Raw genomic sequence first — 15,525 nt, 5'->3', positions numbered from 1 at the left:
TTTACAATAGGCCCGGGATGTTGCATGGTCGATCTATCATGAGTTCGGGCTCCGACCATCTGCGACTGTTGATTATCGAGGACAACCCTGGCGACCAGAGGTTGATCGAGATCGAATTGGCCGATGCCCAGCCCAACTGGAAGGTGTCGTGTCGATCCTCGTTGGGCGAGTCCTTGAAGGACGCGCCCTTCAGCGCTTTCGATTGCATTCTTTCTGATCTCGGCTTGCCCGATGCCTCCGGGATCGAATCTGTACTGCGGCTGAAGTCCTGGGCGCCCGACAAGGCCTTGGTGGTGCTGACCAGCCTGGACGACGAAAGGGTGGCTCAGGAGGCCATCCGGGCCGGGGCCCAGGATTATGTGGTCAAATCCGATGCGGGCCTTACCCTGTTGCCGCGCGTCATCCGCCACGCCATCGAGCGCCAGGAGGGCCAGGCGGCGCTGGAGGCGTCGCACCGCACCTCCCAGGCTCTTCTGGACGCCAGCCACGATATCGCCATGCTGCTGGATGCCGAGGGGCATATCCTGACACTGAACACGGAGGCCGAGCAGTATCTGAACGCGCCTCCCGACGCGGTGATCGGCCAATCCATCTTCGACCTGCTGCCCCTGACCCTGGCCGAACACCGCCGTTCGTTCCTGGCTGAGGCCTTGGAAAGCGGGCGGACCGTCCAGTTCGAAGATACCGACGGTATCCATTGGTTCGCCAACCGCCTGTTGGCCGTGGCGGGGGTCGAGGCGGGCGAACACCGTTTCGCCATCTTCTCGCGCGATATCACGGGCGAGCGCGCCAATGCCGCTACCCTGGCCGAGGCCAAGGAAGAGGCCGATTTCGCCAACCGCGCCAAGACCGAGTTCATGGGGCGCATGAGCCGCGACATCCGCACCCCCTTGAACGACGTCATCGGCTTTGCCGAGCTGATCTCCACCGAGATGCTGGGTCCGCTCGCCCAGGCGGGTTACCGGGAATATGCCGAGGCCATTCTCAATTCCGGCAGCCAGATCCTGAAGCTGCTGGACCGCATCACCGATGTTTCCATGCTGGAATCGGCGCTGCTCAAGGACCAGGCCTCGTATCGCGATCTGGTGGAACTGTCGCCCGACCTGATCTGTGTCTGTGTCGATGGAATCATCGAACGCATCAACGCCGCCGGTCTCGGCATGCTGCGGGCGCCCTCGGTCTCGGCCTGTGAGGGCAAGCATTTCTCCGAGTTCATCCATCCTGACTACCGCGCCATCTTCGAGGGCGGTCTCGACACTCTCTATGAGGAGGGCCATCCCCTGCCGGTCAAGGTGGTGACCTTCGCTGGCCGGGTTAGAGACGTGGAAGTGTCGGCGGTGCCGCTCCGGCGCGAGGCCCGCAACGCCACGCTGCTGGTGGGGCGCGATACCACCGAGGTGACGGCCGCCATGCGGGCGGTGGCGGCGCGCGAACACCGTATCCGTGCCATCATGGATACGGTTCTGGACGGTATCGTGACCATCGACGAGGACGGGACCATCCTGAACGCCAATCTGTCGGTGGAGCGCATTTTCGGGCACTCCCTGTCGGAGCTGATCGGGGCCAATGTCTCGATCCTGATGCCCGAGCCCGATGCGGGCCACCATGACGGCTATATCAAGAACTATCTCAGCACCGGAATCGGCGCCATCATCGGCATTGGCCGCGAGGTGATGGGCAAGCGCAAGGACGGGTCATTGTTTCCCGTTCACCTGTCCATCTCGGAATTGCGGGTGGAAAAGCGCCGCCTGTTCACCGGCACCATCCGTGATCTCACCGAAAACAAGCAGTTGGCCCAGCGTGTCGCCTATCTGGCCAATCACGATCCGCTCACCGACCTGCCCAACCGCTCCTTGCTGACCGACCGGCTGGGCCAGGCTGTCGCCATGGCGCGCAGTGCGGGTCTGCTGGTGGCCATCATCACCGTCGATTTGGACGGCTTTACCACCATCAATGATTCCATGGGCCACGACGTGGGCAATTCCCTGCTGCGCGAGACGGCCCGGCGTCTGGCCCAGGCGGTGGGGGCGGGCGGAACGGCGGCGCGGCTGGCTGGCGACGAATTCGCCGTGGTGGTCCCCCAGACGTCCGAGATGGCCGAGATCACCGCCCAGGTGACCCAGATCCACGACATCCTCAACAAGCCCTACACCATTCACGGCACCGAGATGGTGGTGCCGGTGGATATGGGCGTATCGGTCTTTCCCAGGGATGGCGACGACGCGCAGGAGCTTTTGCGCAATGCCGAGATGGCCCTGCACAACGTCAAGCGGCGCACCGATCTGCGCATGGGCTTCTTCGACGCGGCCATGTCCTTCGCGGTGACGGAGCGCATGACCCTGGAGCGATCGGTCAAGGATGCGCTGCGCTCGGGCCAGTTCGAACTGTTCTACCAGCCCCAGGTCCGCCTTTCCGACTATGCCCTGATCGGGGCCGAGGCCCTGATCCGCTGGCGCCACCCCGAACTGGGCATCATCACGCCGGACAAATTCATTCCCGTGGCCGAGGAAACCGGCCTGATCGTTCCCTTGGGCACCTGGGTGCTGCATCAGGCCTGCGATCAGCTGCGCCGCTGGAACGATCTGGGGCTGACCGGGCTGCGCCTGGGCGTCAACATTTCCGGTCGCCAGTTCCGCGAGGCCGATCTGGCCGACATCGTCGCCGACTGTATCGCGGAATCCGGGGTCAGCCCCGGGGATCTGGACCTGGAACTGACCGAGAGCATGCTGATGACCGATGGCGAGGGCACGCTGAAGCTGCTGCGCTCTCTCGCCAAGCTGGGCGTCACGCTGTCCATCGACGATTTCGGCACCGGCTATTCATCCCTGGCCTATCTCAAGCGATTCCCGGTTGATACCGTGAAGATCGATCGCGCCTTCGTGCGCGATCTTGACCAGGACGAGGATGGCCGCGTCCTGGTCAACGCCATCATTTCACTGGCCCATTCGCTGTCGCTCAAGACCATCGCCGAGGGCGTCGAGACCGAGTCTCAGGCCTCCTTGCTGGCCCGCCACGGCTGCGACGAGATTCAGGGCTATATGATCGGGCGGCCGATGCCGGTTGCCGATTTTGCCGAATTCGCCAAAAGTTACTGCCCACGCGGCCCGGAGAAGGCTACGGTACTACGGGCAGGGCAAAGTTGAATGACTGAGAGGATCGGGGCATGACCGGTACCGTCGTCGTTGTTGAAGACAACGCGATGAATATGAAGCTCCTGGAACAGGCGCTGACCATCGCGGGCTATACCACCGTCAAGTCGTCGGACGGGGACGGCTTGGTCGATTTGACTGCCGGCAGCGGAGCGGGCGTCATCTTGATGGATATCCAGCTGCCCAAATATTCGGGCATCGATCTCTTAAAGCAGCTTCGCGCCGATGACCGCACCAAGGATGTGCCGGTGGTGGCGGTGACCGCCTTCGCCGATCCCGATTCCGTGGCGGGCTTTTTGGAAGAGGGCTTCAACCAAGTCATCACCAAGCCCATTTCCATCCGCAAGCTGCTGGACGAAGTGGCGCGCTATTGCGGCGGGCAGTGAGAAGGCGGGCAGGATGCCCGCGCTCTGAGGCATGATCTTCCGTGGGGCGCGGCCATCCCGGCCGGATCACTGGGCGGTGAACTGCTTTTCCACGTCCTTGATCAGATCGATACCCTGAACCATCTCGCTCATGATGAAGTCTGCGCGCTTGATGGGGCCGCCCGAATTGGGGCGGGGGAACATCTTGGCGAAGGAACTCATCTTCACGGTCAGGCCGCACAACGCCGCGCCGATGGTGACGTGATAGCGCTCGATCATTCCCTTCACCGAGCGGAATTCGTCCTGGGAGATGTTCTCCCACATTTCGCGGGTGCGCTTGTCGAACACTTCCAGCCGGCCTGAAATGGAGGCGGAGATCGAGTTGATCACCTCCTCGACCATGTCGCAGGTCTTCATCAGATTGACGTTCTGCTTCAACTGGAAGTGAGAGCGGATGGGCGCCAGTGCCTGGACGCTGGCGGTGAAATAGGGCTCCAGCCGGTCGAGGCAGTGGCGGAAATAAGACAGCGACATGAAGGTGTCGCCGTAATCTTCGAGGAAGCGCGGCACGTCGAAGATATCGATGTTGAGGCTTTGCGCCATGGTTTCCAGGCGCTGGCGCGCCTTCTTGATATCGGGGTCGCGGAACAGCTTCAGCAGATCGTCATAGCTGTCGATATGCACATCCTCGCCCGAATAGATCATCTTCATCAGCGGGCGGGTGAACATGATCATGTAGCGGGTCAGTTCCGCCGCCTTCTCCGGCGACAGCTTGAGCGCCGCGTAATCGTTCACCGGGATGCCATGCTCACGCAAGGAGATGCGCAAGGAATAGACATCGTAGCTGGGCAGCAGCGCCAGGCGGCGCAGGATGCCGAGGTCGGGGTGGATCTGCTCGGTCGGCCAGCCGAACATGGCGGGCAGCGATTCCACATCCACCTGGCCTGAACCGGTCTGGACGTCGGAAAACAGCTCGACGGCGCTGCGCAGCCGCACGTTCTTGATCAGCTTGGCGCTTTGCAAGGCCGGGGTCTGAAGCGGGATGATCGACAGCGGCAAAACGAACATGGAATCCATGTCGCTGTCATTGATTGGTTTAAGTCCGTCGTCGTCAGCCATGATACTCTCGGTCCCCATCCCGAACGGCCATTGTGCCTGCTTTGCCGCCATGCGCAATGGGGAACATGAATCCAAATCCGACGGAATGCGTCACTTACATGAGGATTTTATCATATTTGTCATGTATCCTCATCGCCCGATGCGTCGTTTCCATGGGGGGAAAGCTGCCGTGCCTGCCAGAAAGCCACACCGTTCCGTCCTGATCGCGGCTTTGCTGTTGTGCTTCGGCGCTGGACTGGCGGCGGCGCAGGATATCCGCTTTTTCCAGATCGGCACCGGCCCGACGGGGGAAACCCGCTTTGCCTTCGGTGGCCTGATCGCCAATGCCATCAGCAATCCCCCAGGCTCGCGCGAATGCGACAAGGGGGGCTCGTGCGGGGTGCCGGGCATGGTCGCCGTGGCCAAGTCCACCGGGGGCGCCATCGCCAATATCGAGGCCATCGCGGCCAAGCGCCTCGACGCCGCCCTGGTCCAGGCCGATATCGCCTATTGGGCCTATCATGGCACCGGCATCTACAAGGGCCGGGGCGCGGTGCAGAATCTGCGGGCCATCGCCTTGCTTTATCCCGAAAGCCTCCATCTGGTGGCCCGCAAGGATTCCAAGATCCATTCGGTCAAGGATCTGCGGGGCAAGCGGGTCTCGCTGGGCGACAAGGATTCTGGCGAACTGGTCCATGGCCGCCTGCTGCTTACCGCCTTCGGCATGAATGAGAGCCAGATCAAGCAAAGCTTCCTCAAACCCGGTCCCGCCGCCGACGCCATCGCCGCTGGCCAGTTGGACGCCATGCTGGTGGTGGACGGATTGCCCGTGCCCATCATCGCCGAGCTGGCCCAGCGCTCCGACATCGTGCTGGTCCCCCTGGCCGGGCCGGAAGTGGACAAGATGCGGGCGACCTATCCTTTCTTTTCCGCCTCGACCATCCCCGCCGACAGCTATCGCGGCACCAGTTCGGATGTGAAGACCCTGGATGTGGGCGTCGTCATGGTCACCGGGGCCGAACAGCCCAACGACCTGATCTATGGCGTCACCCGCGCCCTCTGGCATCCCAGTACCCAGAAGCTGCTGACCGAAAGCCATCCGCGCGGCAAGCTGGTCAACCTCTCGGCCGCGGGTCTGGACAAGCTGGGCATCCAGTTGCATGGCGGCGCCTCGGCCTATTATTTCGACGCCGGCGTGACCAACTGATATCGGCGCCGTTCCACGGCGGCTCTGGCATGATTCGATTGCCCGTACTATCTTGGCCCCCATGAGCGAGACCCCCGCCCCCACGCCCTATCGCGTCCTGGCCCGCAAATACCGGCCGACCGACTTTGCCGGTCTGATCGGGCAGGAGGCCATGGTCCGCACCCTGTCAAACGCCATCAAGACCGGGCGCCTGGCCCATGCCTTCGTGCTGACCGGCGTGCGCGGGGTGGGCAAGACCACCACCGCCCGCATCATCGCCCGCGCGCTGAACTGTGTCGGCACCGATGGCAAGGGCGGCCCCACCATCGATCCTTGCGGTGTCTGCGAGCATTGCCGCGCCATCGCCGAGGATCGCCATGTGGACATCCTGGAGATGGATGCCGCCAGCCGTACCGGCGTCAACGACATCCGCGAGATCATCGAGGGCGTGCGCTATCGCCCCACTTCGGCGCGCTTCAAGGTCTATATCATCGACGAAGTTCACATGCTGTCCACGGCGGCGTTCAACGCCCTGCTGAAGACGCTGGAGGAACCGCCGGAACACGTGAAATTCATCTTCGCCACCACCGAGATCCGCAAGATCCCCGTCACCGTCCTGTCGCGCTGCCAGCGTTTCGACCTGCGCCGGGTGGAGATGGAGGTGCTGTCCCGGCATTTCGAGGCCATCGCCGCCAAGGAAGGCGCGGAGATCGAACCGGCAGCCTTGAAGCTGATCGCGCGCGCCGCCGACGGCTCGGTGCGCGACGGGTTGTCGCTGCTGGATCAGGCCATCAGCCACGGCGCCGGGGCGGTCACCGAGACCCAGGTGCGCGACATGCTGGGTCTGGCCGACCGGGCCCGCGTCTTCGATCTTCTCGATGCCGTCATGAAGGGCGACGTGCCCACGGCACTGGACCAGATCACCGATCAGTATGCCGCTGGCGCCGATCCGGCGGTGGTGTTGCAAGACATGCTGGAACTGGTCCACTGGCTGACGCGGCTCAAGGTGACGCCCGACGCCGCCGACCAGTTGGGCGCGCCCGAGACCGAGCGGGTCAAGGGCGCCGAGATGGCCAAGACCCTGTCTCTGGCCGCTCTGACGCGGGCTTGGCAGATGCTGTTGAAGGGGCTGACTGAGACCCGCAATGCCCCCAATCCCTTGCAGGCCGCCGAGATGGCGGTGGTGCGGCTGGCCTATGCCGCCGAACTGCCCACTCCGGCCGAACTGGTTGAGCAGTTGCGCGCCAATCCCCCGCCGCCGCCCGCACCGCGCGGCCCTGGTGGGGGAGGGGGCGGATCCGGCTTTGGCGGCGGTGGTGGCGCCGATGCGGTCTCTGTCCATCATGTGGGCGGCGGCCCGGTGCATGGCCCCGCCACCGCGCTGAAACTTCAGCCCGCGCCCATGGCCGAGACGGTGGTCCTGCCTGCCATGCCCGCCGATTTCGCGGCCATGGTGGCGCTGTTCTCCGAGCGCCGCGAAGGGCTGATCGCCGTGCAACTGCGCACCCAAGTCAATCCGGTGTCCTTTGCCCCCGGCCGCATCGAATGGCGCCAGAACAGCAGTGTCGGCTCGGACCTTGCGCCCAAGGTGGCGCGGATGCTGTCGGAATGGACGGGGCGGCGCTGGACGGTCTCGGTCAATTCCACCGATCCGGCCCAGCCGACCCTGGCCGAGCAGGAGGCCAACGCCGAACTGCGCCGCCGCGCCGATGCCGCCGAACATCCCCTGGTCAAGGCGGTGCTGGCCGCCTTCCCCGGCGCCACCATCGAGGCGGTGCGCGATCTGGGAGCCGAGGACCTGCCCGAGGCTCCGCCCATCGAGGACCCGGAAAACATCCCGGACGACGAAATGCTCCCTGGAGAGGAAGACCTATGAAGAACCTTGGCAACCTGATGAAGCAGGCCCAGCAGATGCAGTCCAAGATGGCCGAGATGCAGGCCACCATGGCCGAGATGGAAGTGACCGGCTCGGCTGGGGCGGGAATGCTGCAGGTGACGCTGAACGGCAAATACGAGTTGAAGAAGGTCAAGATCGACCCGTCCCTGGTGGACCCCAATGACGTGGAAGTGCTGGAAGACCTGCTGCTGGCCGCCTTCAACGACGCCAAGACCAAGGCCGAGACCGCCATGGCCGAGGAAATGGCCAAGATGACCGGCGGGCTGAACCTGCCGCCCGGCTTCAAGCTGCCGTTCTGATTGTTGTCGGGGCGAACCGGAATTTGGTTCGCCCTTCGCCCCTCAATCGCCGGGCGGCGGACCTCCGTCCGCCTTGGCTCCCGCGCCAAAGGGCGCGCCGGGCCTTGCCCGCAACTCCTCGCCACCGGCCAGGGCCGGCGGCTCGTCGATGAACTCTGTTACGGCTGGGCAATGGTCGGACCCGAGATCGAGCGCCTGATACAACTCCTTTCGCGGTTGCCCGGACTGGGGCCGCGCTCGGCGCGGCGTGCCGCCCTGCGTCTGGTGGAAAAGCGCGAATCCCTGCTGATTCCCTTGGGCCAGGCCATGGCCGAGGCGGCGGCCAAAGTGCGCACCTGCTCGGTCTGCGGCAATTTCGACACCATCGATCCTTGCGCCATCTGCGCCGATCACCGGCGCGATCCCTCCATGCTCTGCGTGGTCGAGGACGTGGCCGGGCTGTGGGCCATGGAGCGCACCGGCAGCTTCAAGGGCCGCTATGCCGTCCTCGGCGGTCTGCTCTCGGCCCTGGACGGGATCGGGCCGGAGGATCTGGGCATCGATTCCCTTGTGGCCCGCGCGGCGGATGACACCGTCACCGAGGTGATTCTGGCCACCCCCGCTACGGTGGAGGGCCAGACCACCGCCCATTACCTGGCCGAGCGTCTGGCCCCGTGCAACGTCACCGTCTCGGGCCTCGCCCATGGCGTGCCGGTGGGCGGCGAACTGGACCATCTGGACGACGGCACCATCACCGCAGCACTGCGGGCAAGGCGGGTGTTCTAGAATTCACATTGGGCTATCGCCCAAGCCCATTCGGGCCGCCCTTACCCCGCCAATTTGGCTTCCATGATCCAGGCCTGCATGGCCGGGTGGGCCATGATGGCGTCGCAATAGGCCTCCGACACCGCGCCCACCGGCAGGGCGTAGGTGCGGATGCGGGTGACCACGGGGGCATACATGGCGTCGGCATTGGAGAAGACGCCGAACAGGAAGGGGCCGCCCTGGCCGAATCGGTTGCGGCATTCGGTCCAGATGGCGTCGATGCGCGCCACATCGGCCTTCACGTCATCGGGGATTTCGGCCATGGGATGGTCTTCGGCCAAATCCATGGGGCAGGCCGAGCGCAAGGGCACGAAGCCCGCATGCATTTCGGCCGAGACCGAGCGGGCCAGGGCGCGGGCTTCGCGGCCCTCGGGCCACAGCCCCGCCTCGGGGAAACGTTCGGCCAGATATTCGCAGATGGCCAGAGAGTCCCAGACCTTGAGCCCATCATCGTCCAGCATGGGAACCTTGCCTGAGGGCGAGTATTCCAGGATCTTGGCCTTGGTTTCGGGCTGGCGCAGTTCGACCAGAACCTGACGGAAGGGCGCTCCGGTCGCGCTAAGCGCCATCCAGGGACGCAGCGACCACGAGGACCAACGCTTGGTGCCGACGACGAGAGTGAGTGACATGACGCTTCCCAAACGGTGAGTGGTCCATGATCATGGGAGCAAGCGCGGGATGTCTTCAACAGGCAATTAATGGAGAAACGGGTGCTGGAGCAACTGGTCGAGGCCGATGACGCGGCGACGGATCTGATCGTCTTGCGCAAGGGCGAATTGCCCGCATGGCTGGGCGGCCAGCCCGATTCCGTGCGCCGGTGGGTCGAACAGACCGGCTTCAAGGCCGAGCCCGGCACCGTCTGCCTGTTGCCCGGCGAGGGCGGGGCTCTGGCCGGGGCCCTGGCCGGACTGCCTGATGAGGACGATCCCTGGGCCTTCGCCCATTTTGCACCCAAATTGCCCGTGCGGACGTTCCGTCTGGCCGCGTCTTTGCCCGCCATCCAGGCCGATCGCGCCGCCACGGCCTGGGCGCTGGCCGCCTATGCCTTCGACCGCTACAAGGGCCGTAAGGCCAATGATCTGCCCCGTCTGGTCTGGCCCGAGACCGCCGACCGCGCCCGTGTGACCCGCGAGGTCGAGGCCATCGCTCTGGTCCGCGACCTGATCAATACTCCGGCCTCCAATATGGGGCCGGCGGAACTGGCCTCGGCCGCCGATGCCCTGGCGGCGCGCTTCGGCGCCAAATGCCGGGTCATCGTGGGCGACGGATTGGAGGTCGAGAATTACCCCGCTATTTTCGCCGTGGGCCGCGCCGCCGCCCAGAACCGCCGACCCCGCCTGATCGACCTGCGCTGGGGCGACGAGATGGCCCCCAAACTGACCCTGGTGGGCAAGGGGGTTTGCTTCGATACCGGTGGCCTGGATCTGAAGCCGTCGTCGAATATGAAGCTGATGAAGAAGGATATGGGCGGCGCCGCCCATGTTCTGGGCCTGGCCTCCATGATCATGGCAGCCGGGCTGCGGCTGCGGCTGCGTGTACTGATCCCTGCGGTGGAGAATTCCGTCTCGGGCGAGGCCATGCGGCCCTTGGACGTGCTGGCCACCCGCAAGGGCCTGACCGTCGAGGTGGGCAATACCGATGCCGAGGGCCGCCTGATCCTGTGCGACGCCCTGGCCGAGGCGTCTTCGGAAAAGCCCGCCCTCTTGATCGACATGGCGACCCTGACCGGGGCGGCGCGCAGCGCGCTGGGCACCGATCTGCCCGCCCTGTTTTGCAATGACGACGGGCTGGCGGCACAAATACTCGAGCAGGGCGAGGCCGAGGGCGAGCCGCTATGGCGTCTGCCGCTGCACAAGCCCTATCGCCGCATGATCGATTCCAAGGTGGCTGACCTCACCAATGCCACGGATTCCCCCCATGCCGGGGCCATCACCGCCGCCCTGTTCTTGCAGGAATTCGTTGGCCCTCAGATCCCCTGGGCCCATCTGGACATCATGGCCTGGAACGGCGCGGCGCGTCCCGGACGGCCCGAAGGCGGCGAGGCTTTGGCGCTGCGGGCCCTGTTCGCCACCATCGCCCAGCGGGTCGGCGGCTAAGACAGGGCTTTACAGCGGCGGCGAATCCTTCCATGAGTCGGTTCTCCTTAGGGGAAAGATGACTTGATCGATTTTCGGCCGGTTCTCTTCGTCAACGGCTTCCTGCTGCTGGTGCTGGCTGCGGCCATGGGCATTCCGGCGGTGGTCGATCTGTTGGCTGGCGACGTGGACTGGAAGGTGTTCGCCGTCTCGGCCATGGTCACCGCCTTTTCCTCCATGGCGCTGATCTTCGGCACCCATTCCAAGGGCAAGCCCGCGCTCTCGGCGCGCCAGGCCTTCATGCTGACCACGCTGGCCTGGATCAGCACGGCGGGATTCGCGGCACTGCCCTTCGCCTTCGGCAATCTGCACCTGAGCCTCACCGACGCGGTGTTCGAGGCCATGAGTGGCCTGACCACCACCGGGGCCACGGTGATCATCGGACTGGACACCGCCCCGCGCGGCATCCTGATCTGGCGGGCCTTGCTCAACTGGCTGGGCGGTGAAGGCATCATCATCATGGCCATCGCCATCCTGCCTTTGCTGCGCATCGGCGGCATGCAGGTGTTCCGCATGGAGACCTCGGACAAGACGGAGGCCATCAAGCCGCGCATCACCCAGGTGGCCACCTCCATCACCTTGGTCTATGTGGTGTTCACCGTATTGGCCGCCCTGGCTTTCTGGGCGGCGGGAATGGGCCGTTTCGACGCCATCTGCCACGCCATGGCCGCCATTTCCACCGGCGGCTTTTCCACTTCGGACACCAAGCTGGCCCACTGGAACACCGCCGTGCAGTGGGTGGCGGTCTTCGCCATGATGGTGGGAGGCTCGTCCTTCGTGCTGTGGACCGGGCCGTGGCGCCGTGGCCGCCCGCCCATCATGGATGACGCCCAGGCCCACTGGTACCTGATGTTCGTCGGCACCGCCGCTGGTGTGATGGCGCTCTGGCAATGGGCGGTCAACGACATGAGCTTTGGCATCGCCGTGCGCCACGCCACCTTCAACGTGGTCTCCACCGTGACCACCACCGGATTCGTCTCCACCGATTACGGCGCCTGGGGCGGCTTTGCCCATGTGGTGTTCTTCATCCTGGTGTTCATCGGCGGCTGTACCGGTTCCACCGGTGGCGGCGTCAAGATCTTCCGATGGGAATTGCTGTTCGCCCTGGCGGGCATCCATTTGAAGCGTCTGTTGCATCCCCACGGCATCTTCGTCATCCACTACAACCAGCGCCCCATCGCCGCCTCCATCTTGGATTCGGTGCAGGGCTTCGTGGTGATGTATTTCTTCACCTTCGCGCTGTTCGCCTTGGCCTTAAGCGTGGTGGGGCTGGATTTCATGACGGCGCTGTCGGGGTCGGCGGCGGCGCTTGCCAATGCGGGACCGGGAATCGGAGAGGTCATCGGCCCGTTCGGCAGCTATCGTCCCCTGCCCGACGCCGCCAAATGGATTCTGGCCGCCGAGATGATGCTAGGCCGCCTGGAACTGTTCACCGTGGCGGTGCTGTTCTCACGCAGCTATTGGCGGGAGTAGCGGCAGCCATGATCGATATTCGCCCAGTCCTTTCCATCGTCGGCACCCTGGTCTGCATCCTGGCGGCCGCCATGTGGCTGCCCGCCGTGATCGATTTCCGCGATGGGCACGAGGAATGGCGGGTCTTCGCCACGTCGTCGGGCATGACCTTGTTCTTCGGCCTGGCCCTGTTGCTGGGGACCCGCACGCCCCAGCAAAAGCGCAGCGTCCGCCAGACCTATCTGTCGGCCACCTTCGGCTTTGCGGTGCCCGCCCTGTTCGCCGCCCTTCCCCTGATCTACGGCCCGCTGCAATTGTCGGTGATGGATGCGGTGTTCGAGGCCACCGCCGGACTGACCACCACCAGCGCCACCGTGATCAAGGGCCTGGACGTCCTGCCGCGTGGTTTGCTGCTGTGGCGGGCTCTGCTGGGCTGGCTGGGTGGTATCGGCGTCATCGCCCTGGCCATCGCCGTTCTCCCCGATCTGGCGGTGGGCGGCATGCAGATGTTCCGTGTGGAAGTGCCGGGTCCGGCCGAACGCGCCACCTCGCGCGGGCGGCGCATCGCGCTTTCCATCCTGGCGGGCTATTGCGGCGCCACCGGATTGCTGGCCCTGGCCCTGTGGGTGGCGGGAATGAGCGGGTTCGAGGCCCTGGTCCACGCCATGGGCACCATTTCCACCTCGGGCGCGTCGACCTCGGACGCCTCCATCGGCCATTTCGACAGCGGCGCCATTACCGTGCTGATCACCTTCGGCATGATCCTGGGCGGCATGCCCTTCCTGCTGTTCTTCCATTTCCTGCGCGGCAACCGCAAAGTGGTGCTGCGTGATCATCAGCTGCGCTGGTATTTCGCCCTGCTGGCCCTGGGTACCCTGGGCGTATCATCCTGGCTGGTGACCAGCCGGGGGCTGGCGCCGTTGGACGCGTTGCGTCATGGAGCGCTGACCGTGGTGTCGGTGATGACCGGGACCGGCCATTTCACCCTGGAATACGGCAATTGGGGCGGCATGCCCGCCGCCATCCTGTTCTTCCTGGCCTTTGTCGGAGGCTGTGCCGGTTCGACCAGCGGCGGCATCAAGGTCTTCCGCTTCCAGTTCCTGTTCGCCGACGCCTTGATGCAGATCCGCCGCTTGCTGCGGCCCCATGCGGTGCTGATCGCCACCTTCAACCGGCGCACCATTCCCGAAGGCGTGCTGGGCTCGGTGATGGGATTCCTGTTCGTCTATGCGCTGAGCTTCGCCATGCTGGCCATGTCGCTGGCCTTCCTGGGGCTCGATTTCGTCACGGCGGTATCGGGGGCGGCCTCGGCCCTGGCCAATCTGGGGCCGGGCCTGGGGCCGGAAATCGGTCCCGGGGGGTCCTATGCCGGATTGCCCGACCTGGCCAAGGCCTTGCTGTGCCTGGGCATGCTGGTGGGACGTCTGGAACTGTTCACCGTGCTGGTGCTGTTTGTCCCCGCCTTTTGGCGGCAGTAGGTTTGGAAAGCCTTAGCCGAACAGCTTGTCGATGGCGTCCTGGCCCAGCATGCGGTCCACATCGGCCTGGGACACGCCCTGGCCGGGCAGCTGGGGCCCGTGCAGCAGCGCCTTGTCGGGATCGACCTCTTCCTTCTTGATCTCCACCACCACCTTGGTCAGCTCGTCCTTGCCCCAGGTAAGGATGACGGCCTTGATGCGGTCCTCGACGAATTTCATGGAGTTGACGATCTTGGAGATGCGCTGGCCGGTGATGTCTTGGAACGAGCAGGCCTCGAACACCTGATTGACCCGGTCTTCCACCTTGTCGAAGACCTGGGTCAGCGGCTGGTTATCGACGGCGGCGGCGCGGGCCTCGCACATCAGCTCGCTGATGGTCTCCATGCTTTCCATAATCGTATTGGTGGCGCTTTCCGTGGCGCCGACGATGGCGTCCAACTGTTCCGACATGCTGCCGAAATGGTCGGTGGCACCTGGCGGATTGAGGGCGGCCAGTTCGGTTCGAATTTTCTGGAGGTGGCCGAACAGCCCCACCAACTCCCTCTTGAGGAGGCCGCTCTCGGAGATCGGTGCCCGCATGTTCATTCCGTTACCTTCATACTGAACCCAGAGGATAGCCTGTTTATCGCGACGACGCCAAGGCCCATCCCTGTGACATAGAGTGACGTCAGCGTTGTCCGCGGAAGGTGCGGACCAGTTGGCGGGCCGCCGAGCCCGGCGCCATGCGCCCGGCGGCGACGCCACGTTCCATCTCGGGCAGCATCAATTCGACCCTGGGATCGTCGCGCAAGGATTGAAGCAGGGTCTCGGACACTTCGTTCCACATCCAGGCATGGGCCTGGGCGGCGCGGCGTTCGGCCAGGGCCCCGGCCTTGTCCATGGTGTCGTGGTGAGATGCGATGGTGGCCCACACCTCGTCAATTCCCGACCGCGCCAGGGCCGAGCAGGTCAGCACCGGCACGGTCCAATGGGGCGAGGCGGGCGCCAGCAGGTGCAGGGCGTTCTTGTAGTCGCGGGCGGCCCGGGCCGCAGCGGCGGCCAAGTCGCCATCGGCCTTGTTGACGATGATGGCGTCGGCCAATTCGACGATGCCCTTCTTGATGCCCTGCAATTCATCGCCGCCGCCCGGCACCAGGACGAGGAGGAACATGTCCACCATATCGGCCACCGCCGTCTCGGATTGGCCGACGCCCACGGTCTCGACCACGATGACATCGAAGCCCGCCGCCTCGCAGACCAGCATGGCCTCGCGGGTGCGGCGCGCCACGCCGCCCAGCGTGCAGCCCGACGGGCTGGGGCGGATGAAGGCGCGGGCATCCTTGGACAGATCCTCCATGCGGGTCTTGTCGCCCAGGATGGAGCCGCCCGAGCGGGGGCTGGACGGGTCGACGGCCAGAACGGCCGGGCGCTTGCCCATCTCCAGCACATGCAGGCCGAAGCTTTCGATGAAGGTGCTCTTGCCAGCCCCCGGCACGCCGGTGATGCCGATGCGCACCGAGCGTCCCGTATGGGGCAGCAGTTCGTGCATCAGCGCCTCGGCCGCCTCGCGGTGGTCGGGCCGGGTGGATTCGATCAAGGTGATGGCGCGGGCCAGGGCGCGGCGCTCGCCAGCCAGCACGCCGGAGGCCAAGGCCTTGGGATCGGGGGAAGTGCTCACGGGAG

At 64.9% G+C, this 15,525-nt stretch carries 13 protein-coding genes; 9 read left to right on the top strand and 4 right to left on the bottom strand.

What is annotated here, in order from left to right:
• The first annotated feature begins 38 nt into the window (after window positions 1-38).
• Both CCC_RS15365 and CCC_RS15360 read left to right on the top strand, forming a co-directional pair.
• Window positions 39-3,143, top strand: a complete 3,105-nt coding sequence (locus tag CCC_RS15365; protein WP_009870483.1) for an EAL domain-containing protein — start codon at window positions 39-41, stop codon at window positions 3,141-3,143.
• Window positions 3,144-3,163: 20 nt separating this feature from the next.
• Entirely contained in the window at window positions 3,164-3,535 is a 372-nt protein-coding gene (locus CCC_RS15360) for a response regulator (protein ID WP_009870482.1), read from the top strand.
• A gap of 66 nt (window positions 3,536-3,601) precedes the next feature.
• Here the strand turns inward: CCC_RS15360 and CCC_RS15355 are convergent, their stop codons facing one another.
• Window positions 3,602-4,633, bottom strand: coding sequence for a hypothetical protein (locus CCC_RS15355; RefSeq protein WP_082036681.1), 1,032 nt, complete (start codon window positions 4,631-4,633; stop codon window positions 3,602-3,604).
• 169 nt (window positions 4,634-4,802) lie between these two features.
• Between CCC_RS15355 and CCC_RS15350 the strand changes: the two genes are divergently transcribed.
• The 4 genes from CCC_RS15350 (at window position 4,803) to recR (ending at window position 8,759) form a co-directional block, all read left to right on the top strand.
• Window positions 4,803-5,819 carry a TAXI family TRAP transporter solute-binding subunit gene (locus CCC_RS15350; protein ID WP_236686399.1) on the top strand — a complete coding sequence of 339 codons (1,017 nt, stop codon included), beginning with the start codon at window positions 4,803-4,805 and terminating at the stop codon, window positions 5,817-5,819.
• A gap of 61 nt (window positions 5,820-5,880) precedes the next feature.
• A complete protein-coding gene (locus CCC_RS15345) occupies window positions 5,881-7,674 on the top strand; it encodes a DNA polymerase III subunit gamma/tau (protein ID WP_009870479.1) in 1,794 nt (597 codons plus the stop codon).
• Window positions 7,671-7,994: a YbaB/EbfC family nucleoid-associated protein gene (locus CCC_RS15340; RefSeq protein WP_009870478.1), complete on the top strand. Its 324-nt coding sequence runs from the start codon at window positions 7,671-7,673 to the stop codon at window positions 7,992-7,994. The genes CCC_RS15345 and CCC_RS15340 overlap by 4 nt, the downstream gene beginning before the upstream one ends.
• A 171-nt stretch (window positions 7,995-8,165) precedes the next feature.
• Window positions 8,166-8,759, top strand: coding sequence for a recombination mediator RecR (gene recR, locus CCC_RS15335; protein ID WP_009870477.1), 594 nt, complete (start codon window positions 8,166-8,168; stop codon window positions 8,757-8,759).
• Window positions 8,760-8,800: 41 nt separating this feature from the next.
• Here the strand turns inward: recR and CCC_RS15330 are convergent, their stop codons facing one another.
• Window positions 8,801-9,427: a glutathione S-transferase family protein gene (locus CCC_RS15330; RefSeq protein ID WP_009870476.1), complete on the bottom strand. Its 627-nt coding sequence runs from the start codon at window positions 9,425-9,427 to the stop codon at window positions 8,801-8,803.
• Window positions 9,428-9,508: 81 nt separating this feature from the next.
• On the opposite strand from CCC_RS15330, the gene CCC_RS15325 reads away from it, so the two are divergent.
• From CCC_RS15325 to CCC_RS15315, 3 genes are all read left to right on the top strand, one after another.
• Complete coding sequence (locus tag CCC_RS15325) at window positions 9,509-10,894, top strand: leucyl aminopeptidase family protein (protein ID WP_236686398.1); 1,386 nt, start codon at window positions 9,509-9,511, stop codon at window positions 10,892-10,894.
• A 63-nt stretch (window positions 10,895-10,957) separates the two neighbouring features.
• On the top strand, window positions 10,958-12,406 hold the full coding sequence (locus tag CCC_RS15320) for a TrkH family potassium uptake protein (RefSeq protein WP_009870474.1): 1,449 nt from the start codon (window positions 10,958-10,960) through the stop codon (window positions 12,404-12,406).
• Between the two features lie 8 nt (window positions 12,407-12,414).
• Window positions 12,415-13,863 carry a TrkH family potassium uptake protein gene (locus CCC_RS15315; protein ID WP_009870473.1) on the top strand — a complete coding sequence of 483 codons (1,449 nt, stop codon included), beginning with the start codon at window positions 12,415-12,417 and terminating at the stop codon, window positions 13,861-13,863.
• A gap of 12 nt (window positions 13,864-13,875) precedes the next feature.
• Here CCC_RS15315 and CCC_RS15310 read toward each other — a convergent pair whose 3' ends face one another.
• On the bottom strand, window positions 13,876-14,442 hold the full coding sequence (locus CCC_RS15310) for a protein phosphatase CheZ (RefSeq protein ID WP_041042464.1): 567 nt from the start codon (window positions 14,440-14,442) through the stop codon (window positions 13,876-13,878).
• An 88-nt stretch (window positions 14,443-14,530) separates the two neighbouring features.
• Window positions 14,531-15,520 carry a methylmalonyl Co-A mutase-associated GTPase MeaB gene (gene meaB, locus CCC_RS15305; RefSeq protein WP_009870471.1) on the bottom strand — a complete coding sequence of 330 codons (990 nt, stop codon included), beginning with the start codon at window positions 15,518-15,520 and terminating at the stop codon, window positions 14,531-14,533.
• Window positions 15,521-15,525 lie beyond the last annotated feature (5 nt).

Origin of the sequence: Paramagnetospirillum magnetotacticum MS-1 (assembly GCF_000829825.1) — a bacterium.
Taxonomy (GTDB): domain Bacteria; phylum Pseudomonadota; class Alphaproteobacteria; order Rhodospirillales; family Magnetospirillaceae; genus Phaeospirillum; species Phaeospirillum magnetotacticum.
Note: the sequence above shows the minus strand (reverse complement) of the source record. Positions and strands in the feature narration are given on the sequence as shown.

Excerpts from the sequence above, each read along its gene's own strand:
- CCC_RS15315 (WP_009870473.1), top strand. The coding sequence starts at position 12,415 with ATGATCGATATTCGCCCAGTCCTTTCCATCGTCGGCACCCTGGTCTGC.
- CCC_RS15355 (WP_082036681.1), bottom strand. The coding sequence starts at position 4,633 with ATGGCTGACGACGACGGACTTAAACCAATCAATGACAGCGACATGGAT.
- CCC_RS15365 (WP_009870483.1), top strand. The coding sequence starts at position 39 with ATGAGTTCGGGCTCCGACCATCTGCGACTGTTGATTATCGAGGACAAC.
- CCC_RS15340 (WP_009870478.1), top strand. The coding sequence starts at position 7,671 with ATGAAGAACCTTGGCAACCTGATGAAGCAGGCCCAGCAGATGCAGTCC.
- CCC_RS15345 (WP_009870479.1), top strand. The coding sequence starts at position 5,881 with ATGAGCGAGACCCCCGCCCCCACGCCCTATCGCGTCCTGGCCCGCAAA.
- CCC_RS15360 (WP_009870482.1), top strand. The coding sequence starts at position 3,164 with ATGACCGGTACCGTCGTCGTTGTTGAAGACAACGCGATGAATATGAAG.
- recR (WP_009870477.1), top strand. The coding sequence starts at position 8,166 with ATGGTCGGACCCGAGATCGAGCGCCTGATACAACTCCTTTCGCGGTTG.
- CCC_RS15330 (WP_009870476.1), bottom strand. The coding sequence starts at position 9,427 with ATGTCACTCACTCTCGTCGTCGGCACCAAGCGTTGGTCCTCGTGGTCG.
- CCC_RS15310 (WP_041042464.1), bottom strand. The coding sequence starts at position 14,442 with ATGCGGGCACCGATCTCCGAGAGCGGCCTCCTCAAGAGGGAGTTGGTG.